The following is a 13,915-nucleotide window of genomic DNA, read 5'->3' as shown; positions in this document are numbered from 1 at the left end:
GACGTAGGTCGGCATCGTCACAGCGGGTCCTCCTCCGTCGACGCGAGGATCTCGGCCAGGTGGACGGTGCGGACACCGGCGCGCGTGCGGGTCAGCGCGCCGCCGATGTGCATCAGGCACGAGTTGTCGGCCGCGCAGAGCGCCTCGGCCCGCGTCTCGCGGACGGCGGTGACCTTGTCCGCGCCCATCGCCGCCGACACCTCGGAGTTCTTCAGCGCGAACGTCCCGCCGAAGCCGCAGCACTCGGCCGCGTCCGGCAGTTCGACCAGGTCGATGCCGCGGACCTCGCGCAGCAGCCGCAGCGGCCGGTCCCCGACCCGGAGCATCCGCAGCGAGTGGCACGTCGGGTGGTAGGTGACCCGGTGCGGGAAGTACGCGCCGACGTCGGTGACTCCGAGCACGTCCACCAGGAACTCCGACAGCTCGTACACGCGCGAGGCGACCCCGGCGGCGCGCGGCGCGAGCCGCGGATGCCAGTCGCGGATCATCGCCCCGCACGACGCCGACGGCGTCACGACCGCGTCGTACGGCTCGAACGTCTCCGCGAACCCCTTCACCAGGGGCAGGGCCTGCCGCGGGTAGCCGGTGTTGAGGTGCATCTGCCCGCAGCACGTCTGCCCGGACGGGAACTCCACGTCGTGGCCGAGCCGCCGCAGCAGCCGCACGACCGCCCTCCCCGTCCCCGGGTAGAACGTGTCGTTCACGCACGTCAGGAACAACCCGATTCTCACGGCGCCACCCTCACGACGCGCCTCCCGCCTCGGACCGGCTCGACTCGCGGACGACCAGCTCCGGCTGGAACATCACCTGCTGGTGGGCGTGGCCCGCCGGGTCGTCGCACTCCTCCAGCAGGAGTTCGGTCGCGATCCGGCCGAGCTGGTAGGTGGGCTGCCGCACCGAGCTCAGCGGGACGGCGGCCGCCGCCGAGAACTCGATGTCGTCGTACCCGATCAGCGCGACGTCAGCCGGGACCCGGATCCCGGCCTGCAGCAGCACCCGCAGGACGCCGAGCGCGAGCAGGTCGTTCGCGCAGAAGATCGCGTCCGGCAGCGGCGGCCCCGCGTCCAGCAGCCGCCGCGCCGCCTCCTGCCCGGCCCGCGCGTTCATCGCCCCGACCGGGATCTCGCGCAGCGCCTCGCGGCCGAGCCCGGCGGCGCGCAGCGCCCGCAGCGCGCCCTTGCGCCGGTCGGCGCACTGCCGCAGCGCCGTCGGCCCGGTGACGAACGCGATCGTGCGGGCGCCCGCGTCCAGCAGCTCACCGGCGGCCAGCTCGCCGCCCGCGACGTCGTCGACGGCGACCGAGCACTGGTTCGCGCGGGGCGTCGGATGGTCGAGCAGCACCACCGGGACGTTCCGCTCGCGCAGCCGCCCGGCAGCCGCGCCGTCGTCGCCGACCGGGGTCAGCAGCACGCCGCGGACCCGCTGCTCGGCGAGCACCCGCAGGTTGCGCAGCTCCCGCTCGTCCGACTCGCCGGACGAGGACAAAATCACCGCGTAGCCGCGTTCGCTCGCGGTGTCCTCGACGCCGCGGGCCACGTCGGTGAAGAACGGGTTGGCGAGGTCGAGGACCATCAGCCCGATCGTGCTGCTGTGCCCGGCGCGCAGCGTGGACGCCGACCCGTTGCGGACGAAGCCGAGCTCCCGGATCGCGTCCTCGACCCGGATCCGGGTCGCCTCGGCGACCCGCTCCGGACGGTTGAGCACGTTGGACACGGTGCCCGGCGAGACGCCGGCGTGCGCCGCGACCTGCTTGATCCCGACCGTCCCGCGCGCCGCGCCGGGACGCCCGGCGCCGTCTGTGCTCACTCTGCTGTGCCCCCGGTCCGTCCGCCGATGTCGGCCCACTGTGGGTCATGGATTAAAACGTGTCAACCCATGGACCGGGCACCGGAGGCCGAAACACCGGTGGCCGGTGCCGGTCGCGGACGACTTCGAGAGCCCCGCGGGCCCTTATCCGGCCGGGGTTCGCAGCGATCTTAGAGGGTCCCTCCGGAAGATCGGCTCTTGACGGGTGCTCCGGCTCACATCTAGCGTCCTCCGCAACAGCTTGTTAAAACGTTTTTAACCGGAACGTCTTGGACCTGCCTCCCGAGGAGGGCCCTGATGACAGCACCCGCACAGTCGGCGCCGCCGACATTGGCGCTGGTCAACGTGAGTAAATCGTTCGGCGCCGTGCGCGCGCTCCAGGACGTGACGCTGGAACTCCACGCGGGCGAGGTGCACGCTCTGGCCGGGGAGAACGGCGCGGGCAAGTCGACGGTCGTAAAAACGTTCGCAGGCGTGCACCGCCCGGACGCGGGCGAGGTCCGCGTGGACGGCGCCGCCACGGCCTTCGGCGGGCCCGCCGACGCGCAGGCCGCCGGGGTGGCGGTCATCTACCAGGAGCCCACGCTGTTCCCCGACCTGTCGGTCGCCGAGAACATCTTCATGGGCCGCCAACCTCGCACCGGGCGGCTGTTCTCAGGGCGGGGCCGGATCGACCGCCGCGCCATGCACGCCGAGACGGCGCGGCTGTTCGAGCGGCTCGGAGTCCCGCTCGACCCGCGCCAGGCCGCCCGCGGCCTGTCCATCGCCGACCAGCAGGTCGTCGAGATCGCCAAGGCCATCTCCCGGGACGCCCGGGTACTGATCATGGACGAGCCCACCGCCGCGCTCACCGGCCAGGAGGTGGCCCGGTTGTTCGCGGTGACCCGCACGCTGCGCGAGCAGGGCTGCGCGGTGCTGTTCATCTCGCACCGGCTGGAGGAGATCTTCGAGCTGTGCCGGCGGGTCACGACGCTCCGCGACGGAGGCTTCGTCGGCACCGACCTCGTCGCCGACCTCACCCCGGACGACCTCGTCCGCCGGATGGTCGGCCGCGACCTCGACGCCCTCTACCCCAAGCAGGACGTGACGCCCGGCGAGGTCGCGCTGAAGGTGCGCAGGCTGACCCGCGAGGGAGCGTTCACCGATGTGTCCTTCGACGTCCGGCGCGGCGAGATCGTCGCACTGGCCGGGCTGGTCGGCGCCGGGCGCAGCGAGGTCGCCCGCGCGCTCTTCGGCGTGGACCGCTGGGACGCCGGGAGCGTCGAGGTCGACGGCCGCGCCCTCCCGCCCGGGAGCCCCACGGCCGCGATGGCGGCGGGGCTCGCGCTCGTCCCCGAGGACCGCCGCCAGCAGGGCCTCGTCATGGACATGTCCATCGAGCGCAACATCGGGCTCACGCAGCTCAAGACGCTGCGCCGCGAGACAGGGCGGGGCGGCCTGATCTCCCGCCGGGTCGAGCGGGACCGCGCCGCCGACTGGGGCCTGCGGCTCCAGCTCAAGTACTCCCGCCTCAGCGACGCGGTCGGCGTCCTGTCCGGCGGCAACCAGCAGAAGGTCGTCCTCGCCAAGTGGCTGGCGACCGAGCCCGCCGTCCTGATCGTGGACGAGCCGACCCGCGGCATCGACGTCGGCACCAAGGCCGAGGTGCACCGGCTGCTGTCCGGGCTGGCCGCCCGCGACCTGGCGGTGCTGATGATCTCGTCCGACCTGCCGGAGGTGCTCGGCATGGCCGACCGCGTCCTCGTCATGCACGAGGGGCGGCTCACCGCCGAGATCCCGCGCGCGGACGCGACCGAGGAGACCGTGATGGCCGCCGCGACCGGCCGCCCCGGCAGTGGAAAGGCGGCCTGACCCTCATGACCGTACTCGCGGAGTCTCCGGCGCGGCCGGGGGCGGGCGGGCCGCCGGGCGGCGGGCGGCGGCTGGTCGAGACGGCGCTGCGCGCCCGGGAGCTGAGCATCCTCGGTGCGCTCGCCGTCCTGGTCGTCGGGACCACGATCGCGAACCCGCGCTTCCTGTCCGGGCAGGGCGTGAAGGACATCTTCCTCAACGCCTCGATCCTGGTGCTGCTCGCCGTCGGGCAGAGCATGGTGGTCGTCACCCGCAACATCGACCTGTCGGTCGGGTCGGTCGTCGGGCTCGTCGCGTTCAGCACCGGGAGGTTCGCGTCCGGCGGGGACCGGAACATCGTGCTCGTGCTGCTCGTCGGCGTCGCGATCGGGCTGGCGTGCGGGCTGGTGAACGGGCTGCTCGTCAGCTTCTGCCGGGTGCCCGCCCTCGTCGTCACCCTCGGCACCCTGTACGTGATCCAGGGGCTCGACTACCGGATCGCGCACGGCGACCAGATCGGCGCGGCGGAGCTGCCGTCCGCGGTGCTGAAGCTCGGCAGCGACGGCGTGCTCGGCGTCCCCTACCTGCCGATCATCACCGTGGCCGTGATGCTGGCCGTCGGGTACTACCTGCGGTCCTACTCGTCCGGACGGGAGTTCTACGCGATCGGGTCCAGCCCGGAGGCGGCGCTGCTCGCCGGCGTCCCGATCCGCCGCCGCGTCCTCACCGCGTACCTCGTCAGCGGCGCGCTCGCCGGCCTCGCCGGGGTGCTGTGGCTCGCCCGGTTCGGCACCGTCGTCGCGGACGCCGCGCACGGCTGGGAGCTCAAGGTCGTCAGCGCGGTCGTCGTCGGCGGCATCGCCATCACCGGCGGCGTCGGCACCGTGTACGGCGCGGCGCTCGGCGCCCTGCTGCTCACCACCATCGGCAGCGTGCTGGTCGTGCTCAAGGTCGACTCGTTCTGGCAGGACGCGATCACCGGCGTCCTGCTGCTGCTCGCCATCAGCGTCGACCGGCTGCTGGCGCTGCGCGTCACCCGGGCGCTCAAGCAGCGCTCCCTGGAGTCCACCGTGCACCGGCAAGCCGAGCCCGGACAGACCGAGCCCGGAGAGTCCAAGCCCAGACAGATCGAGCACGGGCGGCGGGACGAGCCCGCGCGGGAGGGACGGTCATGAGCCGCCTCGGAGGCATGCTGCGCTGGGAGACCGCCGTCACCGCCCTGCTGGTCGCGGTGTTCGCGGGCGGCGCCGGGTTCTCGCCCGACTTCGCCAACGGCGACAACCTGTCGTTCGCTCTCGACGACCTCAGCGAGATCGCGCTGATCGCGCTGCCGATGACGCTGCTCGTCGTCTGCGGCCAGGTGGACCTGTCGGTCGCCTCGATCCTCGGCCTGTGCAGCGCCCTCACCGGCAAGCTGTGGGACGCGGGCCTCGCCATCGAGATGATCATCCCGCTGGTGCTGCTCGTCGGCGTGGTCTGCGGCCTCCTCAACGGGCTCCTGGTCACGCGGCTCGGGCTGCCGTCCCTCGCCGTCACGATCGGCACGATGACCCTCTACCGGGGCCTCGCCTACGTGACGCTCGGGACGGGCGCGATCTCCGAGTTCCCGGCCGCCTACACCGACCTCGCGACGTCGTCCGTGCCGGGCACGCCGATCCCGTACCCGATCGCGCTGTTCGCCGTGCTCGCCGCCGCGACGGGGATCGTCCTGCACGCCACCGGCGCCGGACGGGCGCTGTTCGCGATCGGCGCGCAGGAGGACGCCGCCTACTTCGCGGGCATCCGCGTGAAGCGCGCCAAGCTGGTCCTGTTCGTCGTGTCAGGGCTGGTGGCCGGGTTCGCGGGCGTCGTCTACACGCTCCGCTACGGCAGCGCCCGCGCCGACAACGGCCTCGGCCTGGAGCTCACCGTCATCGCCGCGGTGCTGCTCGGCGGCGTCGACTTCGACGGCGGCAAGGGCACCCTCGGCGGCGTGATCGCCGCCGTCCTGCTGATCGGCCTGCTCCGCAACCTGCTGATGCTCAACGACGTCTCCACCGAGGTCCAGTCGATCGTCACCGGGCTGCTGCTCATCGTCAGCGTCCTCACGCCGCGGCTGATCGCCGTGGCGCGCGAGGCACGGGGCAGGCGGCGGGGCGCGCGAACCGCGGCCCCCGCCGCCGTGCCCTGACCCGTCGACCCCGAGGACCCGTCACCCGAGGACCCGTCACCGAGGCCCCCCGCCGCGACCCACCCCCGGAAGAAAGAACCCTGAGAGGCACCCTGATGACCATTCGTCTGCGCGCCCCGCGCCGGCTGGCCGCGGTCGCCACGGCCGGAGCCCTGGCCCTGAGCCTCGCCGCCTGCGGCGGGACCACGAAGGACTCCTCGTCGGCGTCCGACAAGGGGACGTCCGGCGGGACGGCGTCGGCCGACCCGAACGCGCCGCTGAAGAAGGGCCTCAAGCTGGCGTTCCTGCCGAAGCAGGTCAACAACCCCTACGAGACGATCGTCGACGACGCGGGCATCGCGGCGGCGAAGGAGTTCGGCGGCGAGGCCAAGGAGGTCGGGCCGTCCGACGCGTCGGCGTCCTCGCAGGTCTCCTACATCAACACGCTGATCCAGCAGCGGCACGACGCGATCCTCATCGCCGCGAACGACGAGAACGCGGTGTGCGGGCCGCTGAAGCAGGCCCGGTCCAAGAACATCAAGATCGTCGCCTACGACTCCGACACCAACCCGCAGTGCCGTGACCTGTTCATCAACCAGGCGAGTTCGGAGGAGATCGGCCGCAGCGAGGTCAAGCTCCTCGCCGAGCAGATCGGCCACGAGGGCGAGATCGCGATCCTGTCGGCGACGGCGAACGCCACGAACCAGAACACCTGGATCAAGTTCATGAAGGACGAGCTCGCGAAGCCCGAGTACTCGAAGATGAAGCTCGTCAAGGTCGCCTACGGCGACGACGACGACCAGAAGTCGTTCCAGCAGACGCAGGGGCTGCTCCAGGCGTACCCGAACCTCAAGGGCATCATCTCGCCGACCACGGTCGGCATCGCGGCGGCGGCCCGATACATCTCGGCGTCCAAGTACAAGGGCAAGGTCGTGCTGACCGGCCTCGGCACGCCCGACCAGATGCGCAAGTTCGTCAAGGACGGCACCGTCAAGCAGTTCGAGCTGTGGGACCCGAAGAACCTCGGCTACCTCGCCTCGTACGCGGCGGCGGCGCTGGCGTCCGGGCAGATCACCGGCGCGCAGGGCGAGAGGTTCAAGGCGGGCAAGCTCGGCGACCGGACGATCGGCGCCAACGGCGAGGTGATCCTCGGCCCGCCGACCGTCTTCGACGCCAAGAACATCGACGAATACCACTTCTAAGAATGAGCGAAGCGAACCGGGGGGTGTGGGGGGTCGTCCCCCCACAGGGGGCACGCGGCCGGAAGCGCGTCTGCTTCCTGCTGAAGGTCAGGGCGGACCGCCTGGAGGAGTACAAGCGGCGCCACCAGGCGGTCTGGCCCGACATGCGGGACGCCCTGCGCGACAGCGGCTGGCACAACTACTCCCTCTTCCTGCGCGAGGACGGCCTCCTCGTCGGCTACCTGGAGACCGACGACTTCGAGGCCGCCCGGGCGGCGATGGCCCGCACCGAGGTCAACACGCGCTGGCAGGCGGAGATGGCGCCGTTCTTCGAGGACCTCGACGGCCGTCCCGACCAGGGGATGGCGCTGCTTCCCGAGGTCTTCCACCTGGATTGAGAGGTCACGTGACCGTGGTTGACACCAGCGCGGTGAAGGACGCCCTGCGCCGCCAGCAGATCGAGACCCCCTCGTGGGCGTACGGGAACTCGGGGACCCGGTTCAAGGTCTTCGCGCAGGAGGGCGTCCCGCGCACCCCGTGGGAGAAGATCGACGACGCCGCGCAGGTGCACCGGTTCACCGGCGTCGCGCCGAGCGTCGCCGTCCACATCCCCTGGGACAGGGTGGACGACTACGCCGCGCTCGCCGCGCACGCCAAGGAGAAAGGGGTGCGGATAGGCGCGGTCAACACCAACGTCTTCCAGGACGACGACTACAGGCTCGGCAGCGTCACCAACCCGGATCCGGCCGTCCGCCGAAAGGCGCTCGACCACCTGCTGGAAGCCGTCGACATCATGGACGCGACCGGTTCCCGCGACCTCAAGCTGTGGTTCTCCGACGGCACCAACTATCCCGGCCAGGACGACGTCCGGACCCGGCAGGACCGGCTGGCCGAGGCGCTCGCCGCCGTCTACGCGCGGCTCGGCGACGGCCAGCGGTTCCTGCTGGAGTACAAGCTGTTCGAGCCCGCGTTCTACATGACCGACCTGCCGGACTGGGGGGCGTCCTACGCGCACTGCGTGAAGCTCGGCCCGAAGGCGCAGGTCGTCGTCGACACCGGGCACCACGCGCCGGGCACGAACATCGAGTTCATCGTCGCGTTCCTGCTGCGCGAGGGGAAGCTCGGCGGGTTCGACTTCAACTCGCGCTTCTACGCCGACGACGACCTGATGGTCGGCGCGGCCGACCCGTTCCAGTTGTTCCGGATCATGTACGAGGTGGTGCGGGGCGGCGGATGCGACCCGGCCACGGGAGTCGCGTTCATGCTCGACCAGTGCCACAACATCGAGCCGAAGATCCAGGGCCAGATCCGCTCGGTGATGAACGTCCAGGAGGCGACGGCGAAGGCGCTGCTCGTGGATGCCGTCGCGCTGCGCGCCGCGCAGGACGCCGGTGACGTCCTCGAAGCGAACGCGGTGTTCATGGACGCGTACAACACCGACGTCCGGCCGCTGCTGGCGGAGCTGCGCGAGGAGATGGGCCTGCACCCGGACCCGGTCGCGGCGTACAAGGCGTCCGGCTATTTCGAGAAGGTGCGCGCCGAGCGGACGGCGGGCCAGGCGGCGGGATGGGGCGCGTGATGATCTCTCGAAGGGGCTTCCTCGGAGCGACGGCCGTGACCGGGGTGGCGCTCGGCGTGCCCGGCACGGCGCGGGCGGCGGCGCCCGGCGGCGGGATGCGGGTGACCGCGCTCGACGTCCAGGACGCCCCGAACCCGCTCGGCATGGACGAGCCCGCGCCCCGGCTCGGCTGGCGGCTGGCCTCGCCGCGCCGCGGCGACGCGCAGACCGCGTACCAGGTCGTGGTCACCTCCGGGCGGGACGTCGTCTGGGACAGCGGCCGGGTCGCCTCCGCCCAGACGCGCAACATCGTGTACGGCGGTCCGGAGCTGCTGCCCGGCCGCCGGTACGAGTGGAAGGTGCGCGCCTGGGACGCGGCGGGCGGCACGTCCGGATGGAGCGATCCAGGCTGGTGGGAGACGGGCGTCGGCGACTGGGGGACCGGCTGGATCTGGCCGGGTTCCACCGTGCCGGTCTGGGACGACTTCCGCCTGGAGGCCGACCTCACCGTCACCGAGCTGGCGTTCGGCCTGTTCTTCCGCGCGGACGGAGATGCCAACGGCTACATGTGGCAGCTCTCCGAGGGCTCGCTGCTGCGGCCGCACAAGCTGGTGAACGGCTCCTGGTCGGTCCTGAAGAGCGTGCCGATCCCCGTCGAGCGGGTGATCGGCACCCCGCTGAAGGTCGCGATCGACGCGCGCGGCGCCACCATCCGCACATATGTGAACGGCGACCTCGTGGACACGCTGTCCGACGGCACGTTCGCGTCCGGCACCGTCGGGCTGCGCACCGACGGGCGCGAGGCGGGCGTGCTGCGGCGGATCACCGTCACCGGCGGCGGCCCGCCCTTCGACGACGACCTCGTCGGCGGCGCGCCCTACCGGTGGAGCGGGGGCACGGTCGCGGACGGCGAGCTGCGGATCACCAACGCCGTCGCCTTCCCCCGGCCGTACAACCCACTGCTGCGCAAGGAGTTCACGCTGCGGGCGCGGCCGTCGCGGGCCCGCGCCTACATCTGCGGGCTCGGCTACCACGAGCTGTTCATCAACGGCGAGCGCGTCGGCGACCACGTCCTCGACCCGGCGTGGACCGACTACGCGCGGCGCGTCGGCTACGTCGTCCACGACGTCACGCGCCATCTGGCCAAGGGGCGCAACGCGGTCGGGGTGGCGCTCGGACGCGGCTGGTTCGGCGGGATGGGCGCCGGGAAGATGGGGCCCGGCGATCCCGTGCCGGAGCCCGGCACGGGCTGGGACGGCCGCCAGCGCCTCCTGTTCCGCCTCGTCGCGGACGGCGCCGCGATCGTCGGCGACGGCACCTGGCGGACCGCTCCCGGCCCGTCCTACGCGGGCGCGGTCACCCCGGACACCGAGCACCACGACGCCCGGCTCGCCGTCCCCGGCTGGTCCTCGCCCGGCTTCGACGACGCGGCCTGGACGCCCGCGAAGCCGATCCGGACCGCCGGCGTCGAGGTGCGGGCCCAGGCGATCGAGCCCATCAAGATCACCGACTCGCTCCGCCCGGTCGGGATCACCAACCCGGCGGCGGGCGTGTACGTGTACGACTTCGGCGTCAACATCGCGGGCGTCGTCCGGCTGAAGGTCCGCGGCCCGGCGGGCACCGAGGTGCGGCTGCGGCACGGCGAGCGGCTCGACGCGGACGGCACCGTCCACCCCGGCGGGCGCGACCAGACCGACACCTACGTGCTGAGCGGCAAGGGCACCGAGGTCTGGCAGCCGTCGTTCACCTACAAGGGCTTCCAGTTCGTGGAGGTGCGCGGCTACCCCGGCACGCCCGGACGCGACGCGCTCCGCGCCCTCCGCCTGCACACCGCCTTCGCGAGCACGGGCCGATTCACCTGCGCGAACGGCCTGCTGAACCAGATCCACGAGGCGGCGCGGTCCACCCTGCTCAACAACCACGTCTCCGTGCCGACCGACGGCTCGATGGAGGAGAAGCTGCCGTGGACCGGCGACGCGGGCCTCATGGAGGACTCCGCCTTCGCCAACTACGACATGCGCCGCTTCTACGCCAAGTGGCTCACCGACATCCGCGACACGCAGGGCGAGGACGGGAACATCGCCTCGTGGGCGCCGCAGCCCCGCCCGGGGTTCCGTCCGCCGTCGCCGTCCTGGGCGAACCAGTACGTCGCGACGGTGTGGAACCTGCACCGGTACTACGACGCGCCCTGGGCGCTCGCCGAGTACTACGACTCGCTCGCCCGGTACGCCGCCTACGAGGCGGGACGGCTGGACGGCAAGGGCCTCAGCACCGACGAGTGGGGCGACTACAACGCGCCGTCCGCGCAGAGCGCCGCCGTGAACGCGCTGATGGGCACCGCGTACGTGTACCGGACGCACGTCCAGCTCGCCGAGATCGCCGCCGAGCTGGGCAAGGACGCCGACGCGCGGCGCCTGCGCGGCAAAGCCGCCGAGGTGGCCCGCTCGTTCAACGCCGCCTACCTCGACGCGGGGCGCGGCCTGTACCGGGCCGACGACGCGTACCGGCAGACGCCGAACGTGCTGGCGCTGGCGTTCGGGCTCGTGCCGTCCGAGCACGTCAAAGCGGTGGTGGCGAACCTGGTCCAGGACGTGGCCGAGACGCACGACGGCCACCTCGACACCGGCGTGCTCGGCACCAAGTACCTGCTGCCGGTGCTGTGCGACCACGGCCACGCCGACCTCGCCTACCGGGTCGCGACGCAGACGACCGAGCCGAGCTGGGGGTTCTGGTTCGCCAACGGTGCGACGTCGCTGTGGGAGATGTGGCACCTCGGCTCGCGCTCGCGCGGCCACGGCTTCCTCGGCACGGTCGACGAGTGGTTCTACCGGTACGTGGCGGGGATCGAGCCGGCCGCGCCCGGCTACCGGCGGATCCTGATGCGCCCCTGCCTGCCCGCCGGGCTGGCCCGCGCGGAGGCGTCGATCGACACGGTCCGGGGCCGCGCCGCCGTGAGCTGGCGGCGGGAGGGCGGGCGGCTGGAGCTCCGCGCCGAGGTGCCGGTCGGCGCCGCGGCCGAGGTGCGCCTGCCCGCCGCCGCCGTCGCGCTGGACGGCGCGCGGCCGCTCGGCCCCGGCCGGTTCGAGGCCGGTCCGGGCACCCATCGATTCCAGGTGAGGAGAGGACGATGACGGGCAGCCCGCCCGAGGTCGGGAAGCTGATCGAGCGTGCGCGCGCGCTCGGGTCCGACCCGCGCAACACCAACTACGCCGGGGGGAACGCGTCCGCCAAGGCGGTGGTGCAGGACCCGGTGACCGCGTCGCCGGTCGAGCTGATGTGGGTGAAAGGCTCCGGCGGCGACCTGGGCACGCTCACCGAGAGCGGCCTCGCCGTCCTGCGCCTCGACCGCCTGCGCGCGCTCGCGGACGTCTACCCGGGCGTCGAGCGCGAGGACGAGATGGTCGCCGCGTTCGACTACTGCCTGCACGGGAAGGGCGGCGCCGCGCCGTCCATCGACACCGCCATGCACGGCCTCGTGGACGCCGCGCACGTCGACCACCTGCACCCCGACTCCGGCATCGCGATCGCGACGGCGGCGGACGGGGCGGAGCTGACCCGGCGGATCTTCGGCGGCCGGGTGGCCTGGGCGCCGTGGCGGCGCCCCGGTTTCCAGCTCGGCCTGGACATCGCCGCGATCAAGGAGGCGAACCCGGACGCGATCGGCGTGGTCCTCGGCGGGCACGGCATCACCGCGTGGGGCGCCACGAGCGAGGAGTGCGAGGCGAACTCGCTCGCCATCATCCGCACCGCCGAGGCGTACATCGCCGAGCACGGAAGGGCCGACCCGTTCGGCGAGGTCGTCCACCCGGCGCTTCCGGACGACGAGCGGCGGGCGAGGGCGGCGGCGCTGTTCCCGCTGCTGCGCGGGCTGGCGTCCACGGACCGGCGGCAGGTCGGGCACTTCACCGACTCCGCCGCCGTGCTCGACTTCGTCTCCCGCGCCGAGCATCCCCGGCTCGCCGCGCTCGGCACGTCCTGCCCCGACCACTTCCTGCGCACCAAGGTCGCGCCGATGGTCCTCGACCTGCCGCCGGACGCGCCGCTCGACGACGCCGAGGCCCGCCTCCGCGAACTGCACGCCGCCTACCGCGAGGAGTACGCCGCGTACTACGCGCGGCACGCCACCGCCGGCTCGCCGCCGATGCGGGGCGCGGACCCGGCGATCGTGCTCGTCCCCGGCGTCGGCATGTTCTCCTTCGGCGCCGACAAGCAGACCGCCCGCGTCGCGAGCGAGTTCTACGTCAACGCGATCAACGTGATGCGCGGCGCGGAGGCGCTGTCGTCGTACGCGCCGATCCCGGAGGCGGAGAAGTTCCGCATCGAGTACTGGGAGCTGGAGGAGGCCAAGCTGCGGCGCAGGCCGGAGCCGAAGCCGCTCGCGGGACGGGTCGCGCTGGTCACCGGCGGCGGGTCCGGGATCGGCGCGGCCACCGCCCGCCGCCTCGCCGCCGAGGGCGCCTGCGTCGTCGTCGCCGACCGGGACGCCGGGGCAGCGGAGAAGGTCGCGGCGGAGATCGGCGGGTCCGCCCACCGGCCCGCCGACGCGGCCGTGGCCGTCGCCGCCGACGTGACGTCCGAGGACGAGGTCGCCGCCGCCGTCCGGGCCGCCGTCCTCGCGTTCGGCGGCGTCGACCTCGTCGTCAACAACGCCGGGCTGTCGATCTCCCGGCCGCTGCTGGAGACCAGCGCGCGGGACTGGGACGTCCAGCACGACGTCATGGCGCGCGGCTCGTTCCTCGTCTCCCGCGAGACCGCCCGCGTCATGGTCGAGCAGGCGATGGGCGGCGACATCGTCTACATCGCGTCGAAGAACGGCGTCTTCGCGGGGCCGAACAACATCGCCTACGGCGCGGCCAAGGCCGACCAGGCGCACCAGGTGCGGCTGCTGGCCGCCGAACTCGGCGAGCACGGGATCCGCGTCAACGGCGTCAACCCGGACGGCGTCGTCCGCGGCTCCGGGATCTTCGCGGGCGGCTGGGGCGCCGAGCGCGCCGCCGTGTACGGGGTGGAGGAGGAGCGGCTCGGCGAGTTCTACGCCCAGCGGACGCTGCTGAAACGCGAGGTCTTGCCCGAGCACGTCGCCGCCGCCGTCGCCGCCCTCACCGGCGGGGACCTGACCCACACGACCGGTCTGCACGTCCCCGTGGACGCGGGCGTCGCCGCCGCGTTCCTGCGCTGACCGCGCGGAAGGGAGGCCGGTCGCCGAGGGAGACCGGTCGGCGGCCCGGACCGCGAGGCCGCGGCGCTCACATCGCCGCGTCCGCACCGTCCCCACCCGGGCCGCCGGCCGTCCCTGAAGGGCCCGCTCGACCAAAAGGAACCCGACCCGACAACGAAGGGTCGGGTCCAGAAGTTTCCCCCGATTCGACGATCCGTCCGCGAATGACGACG

General features: G+C 72.8%; 10 protein-coding genes. 8 read left to right on the top strand and 2 right to left on the bottom strand.

What is annotated here, in order from left to right; all coding sequences use genetic code 11:
- Positions 1–17: 17 nt before the first annotated feature.
- Positions 18–731 carry a (Fe-S)-binding protein gene (locus FXF68_RS41820; protein ID WP_148768385.1) on the bottom strand — a complete coding sequence of 238 codons (714 nt, stop codon included), beginning with the start codon at positions 729–731 and terminating at the stop codon, positions 18–20.
- A gap of 10 nt (positions 732–741) precedes the next feature.
- On the bottom strand, positions 742–1,806 hold the full coding sequence (locus FXF68_RS41815) for a LacI family DNA-binding transcriptional regulator (protein WP_148768384.1): 1,065 nt from the start codon (positions 1,804–1,806) through the stop codon (positions 742–744).
- A gap of 297 nt (positions 1,807–2,103) precedes the next feature.
- Between FXF68_RS41815 and FXF68_RS41810 the strand changes: the two genes are divergently transcribed.
- From FXF68_RS41810 to FXF68_RS41775, 8 genes are all read left to right on the top strand, one after another.
- Complete coding sequence (locus FXF68_RS41810; RefSeq protein WP_148768383.1) at positions 2,104–3,657, top strand: sugar ABC transporter ATP-binding protein; 1,554 nt, start codon at positions 2,104–2,106, stop codon at positions 3,655–3,657.
- A gap of 5 nt (positions 3,658–3,662) precedes the next feature.
- Positions 3,663–4,811 carry an ABC transporter permease gene (locus tag FXF68_RS41805; RefSeq protein WP_148768382.1) on the top strand — a complete coding sequence of 383 codons (1,149 nt, stop codon included), beginning with the start codon at positions 3,663–3,665 and terminating at the stop codon, positions 4,809–4,811.
- Positions 4,808–5,806, top strand: a complete 999-nt coding sequence (locus FXF68_RS41800) for an ABC transporter permease (protein ID WP_148768381.1) — start codon at positions 4,808–4,810, stop codon at positions 5,804–5,806. Before FXF68_RS41805 ends, FXF68_RS41800 begins: the two co-directional genes overlap by 4 nt.
- A gap of 95 nt (positions 5,807–5,901) precedes the next feature.
- A complete protein-coding gene (gene rhaS / locus FXF68_RS41795) occupies positions 5,902–6,987 on the top strand; it encodes a rhamnose ABC transporter substrate-binding protein (protein WP_148768380.1) in 1,086 nt (361 codons plus the stop codon).
- Positions 6,988–6,989: 2 nt separating this feature from the next.
- Positions 6,990–7,364, top strand: a complete 375-nt coding sequence (locus tag FXF68_RS41790) for an L-rhamnose mutarotase (RefSeq protein ID WP_148768379.1) — start codon at positions 6,990–6,992, stop codon at positions 7,362–7,364.
- 14 nt (positions 7,365–7,378) lie between these two features.
- Positions 7,379–8,545, top strand: coding sequence for an L-rhamnose isomerase (gene rhaI / locus FXF68_RS41785; RefSeq protein WP_148768412.1), 1,167 nt, complete (start codon positions 7,379–7,381; stop codon positions 8,543–8,545).
- Positions 8,545–11,655 carry an alpha-L-rhamnosidase gene (locus tag FXF68_RS41780; protein WP_187438383.1) on the top strand — a complete coding sequence of 1,037 codons (3,111 nt, stop codon included), beginning with the start codon at positions 8,545–8,547 and terminating at the stop codon, positions 11,653–11,655. The genes rhaI and FXF68_RS41780 overlap by 1 nt, the downstream gene beginning before the upstream one ends.
- On the top strand, positions 11,652–13,703 hold the full coding sequence (locus tag FXF68_RS41775) for a bifunctional aldolase/short-chain dehydrogenase (protein WP_148768377.1): 2,052 nt from the start codon (positions 11,652–11,654) through the stop codon (positions 13,701–13,703). Before FXF68_RS41780 ends, FXF68_RS41775 begins: the two co-directional genes overlap by 4 nt.
- Positions 13,704–13,915: the final 212 nt, after the last annotated feature.

The sequence above is a fragment of the Actinomadura decatromicini genome, from assembly GCF_008121305.1.
Taxonomy (GTDB): Bacteria; Actinomycetota; Actinomycetes; order Streptosporangiales; family Streptosporangiaceae; genus Spirillospora; species Spirillospora syzygii.
This window is presented reverse-complemented; position numbering and strand designations above follow the sequence as displayed.

Excerpts from the sequence above, each read along its gene's own strand:
- rhaS (WP_148768380.1), top strand. The coding sequence starts at position 5,902 with ATGACCATTCGTCTGCGCGCCCCGCGCCGGCTGGCCGCGGTCGCCACG.
- FXF68_RS41780 (WP_187438383.1), top strand. The coding sequence starts at position 8,545 with ATGATCTCTCGAAGGGGCTTCCTCGGAGCGACGGCCGTGACCGGGGTG.
- FXF68_RS41775 (WP_148768377.1), top strand. The coding sequence starts at position 11,652 with ATGACGGGCAGCCCGCCCGAGGTCGGGAAGCTGATCGAGCGTGCGCGC.
- FXF68_RS41800 (WP_148768381.1), top strand. The coding sequence starts at position 4,808 with ATGAGCCGCCTCGGAGGCATGCTGCGCTGGGAGACCGCCGTCACCGCC.
- FXF68_RS41805 (WP_148768382.1), top strand. The coding sequence starts at position 3,663 with ATGACCGTACTCGCGGAGTCTCCGGCGCGGCCGGGGGCGGGCGGGCCG.
- FXF68_RS41810 (WP_148768383.1), top strand. The coding sequence starts at position 2,104 with ATGACAGCACCCGCACAGTCGGCGCCGCCGACATTGGCGCTGGTCAAC.
- FXF68_RS41790 (WP_148768379.1), top strand. The coding sequence starts at position 6,990 with ATGAGCGAAGCGAACCGGGGGGTGTGGGGGGTCGTCCCCCCACAGGGG.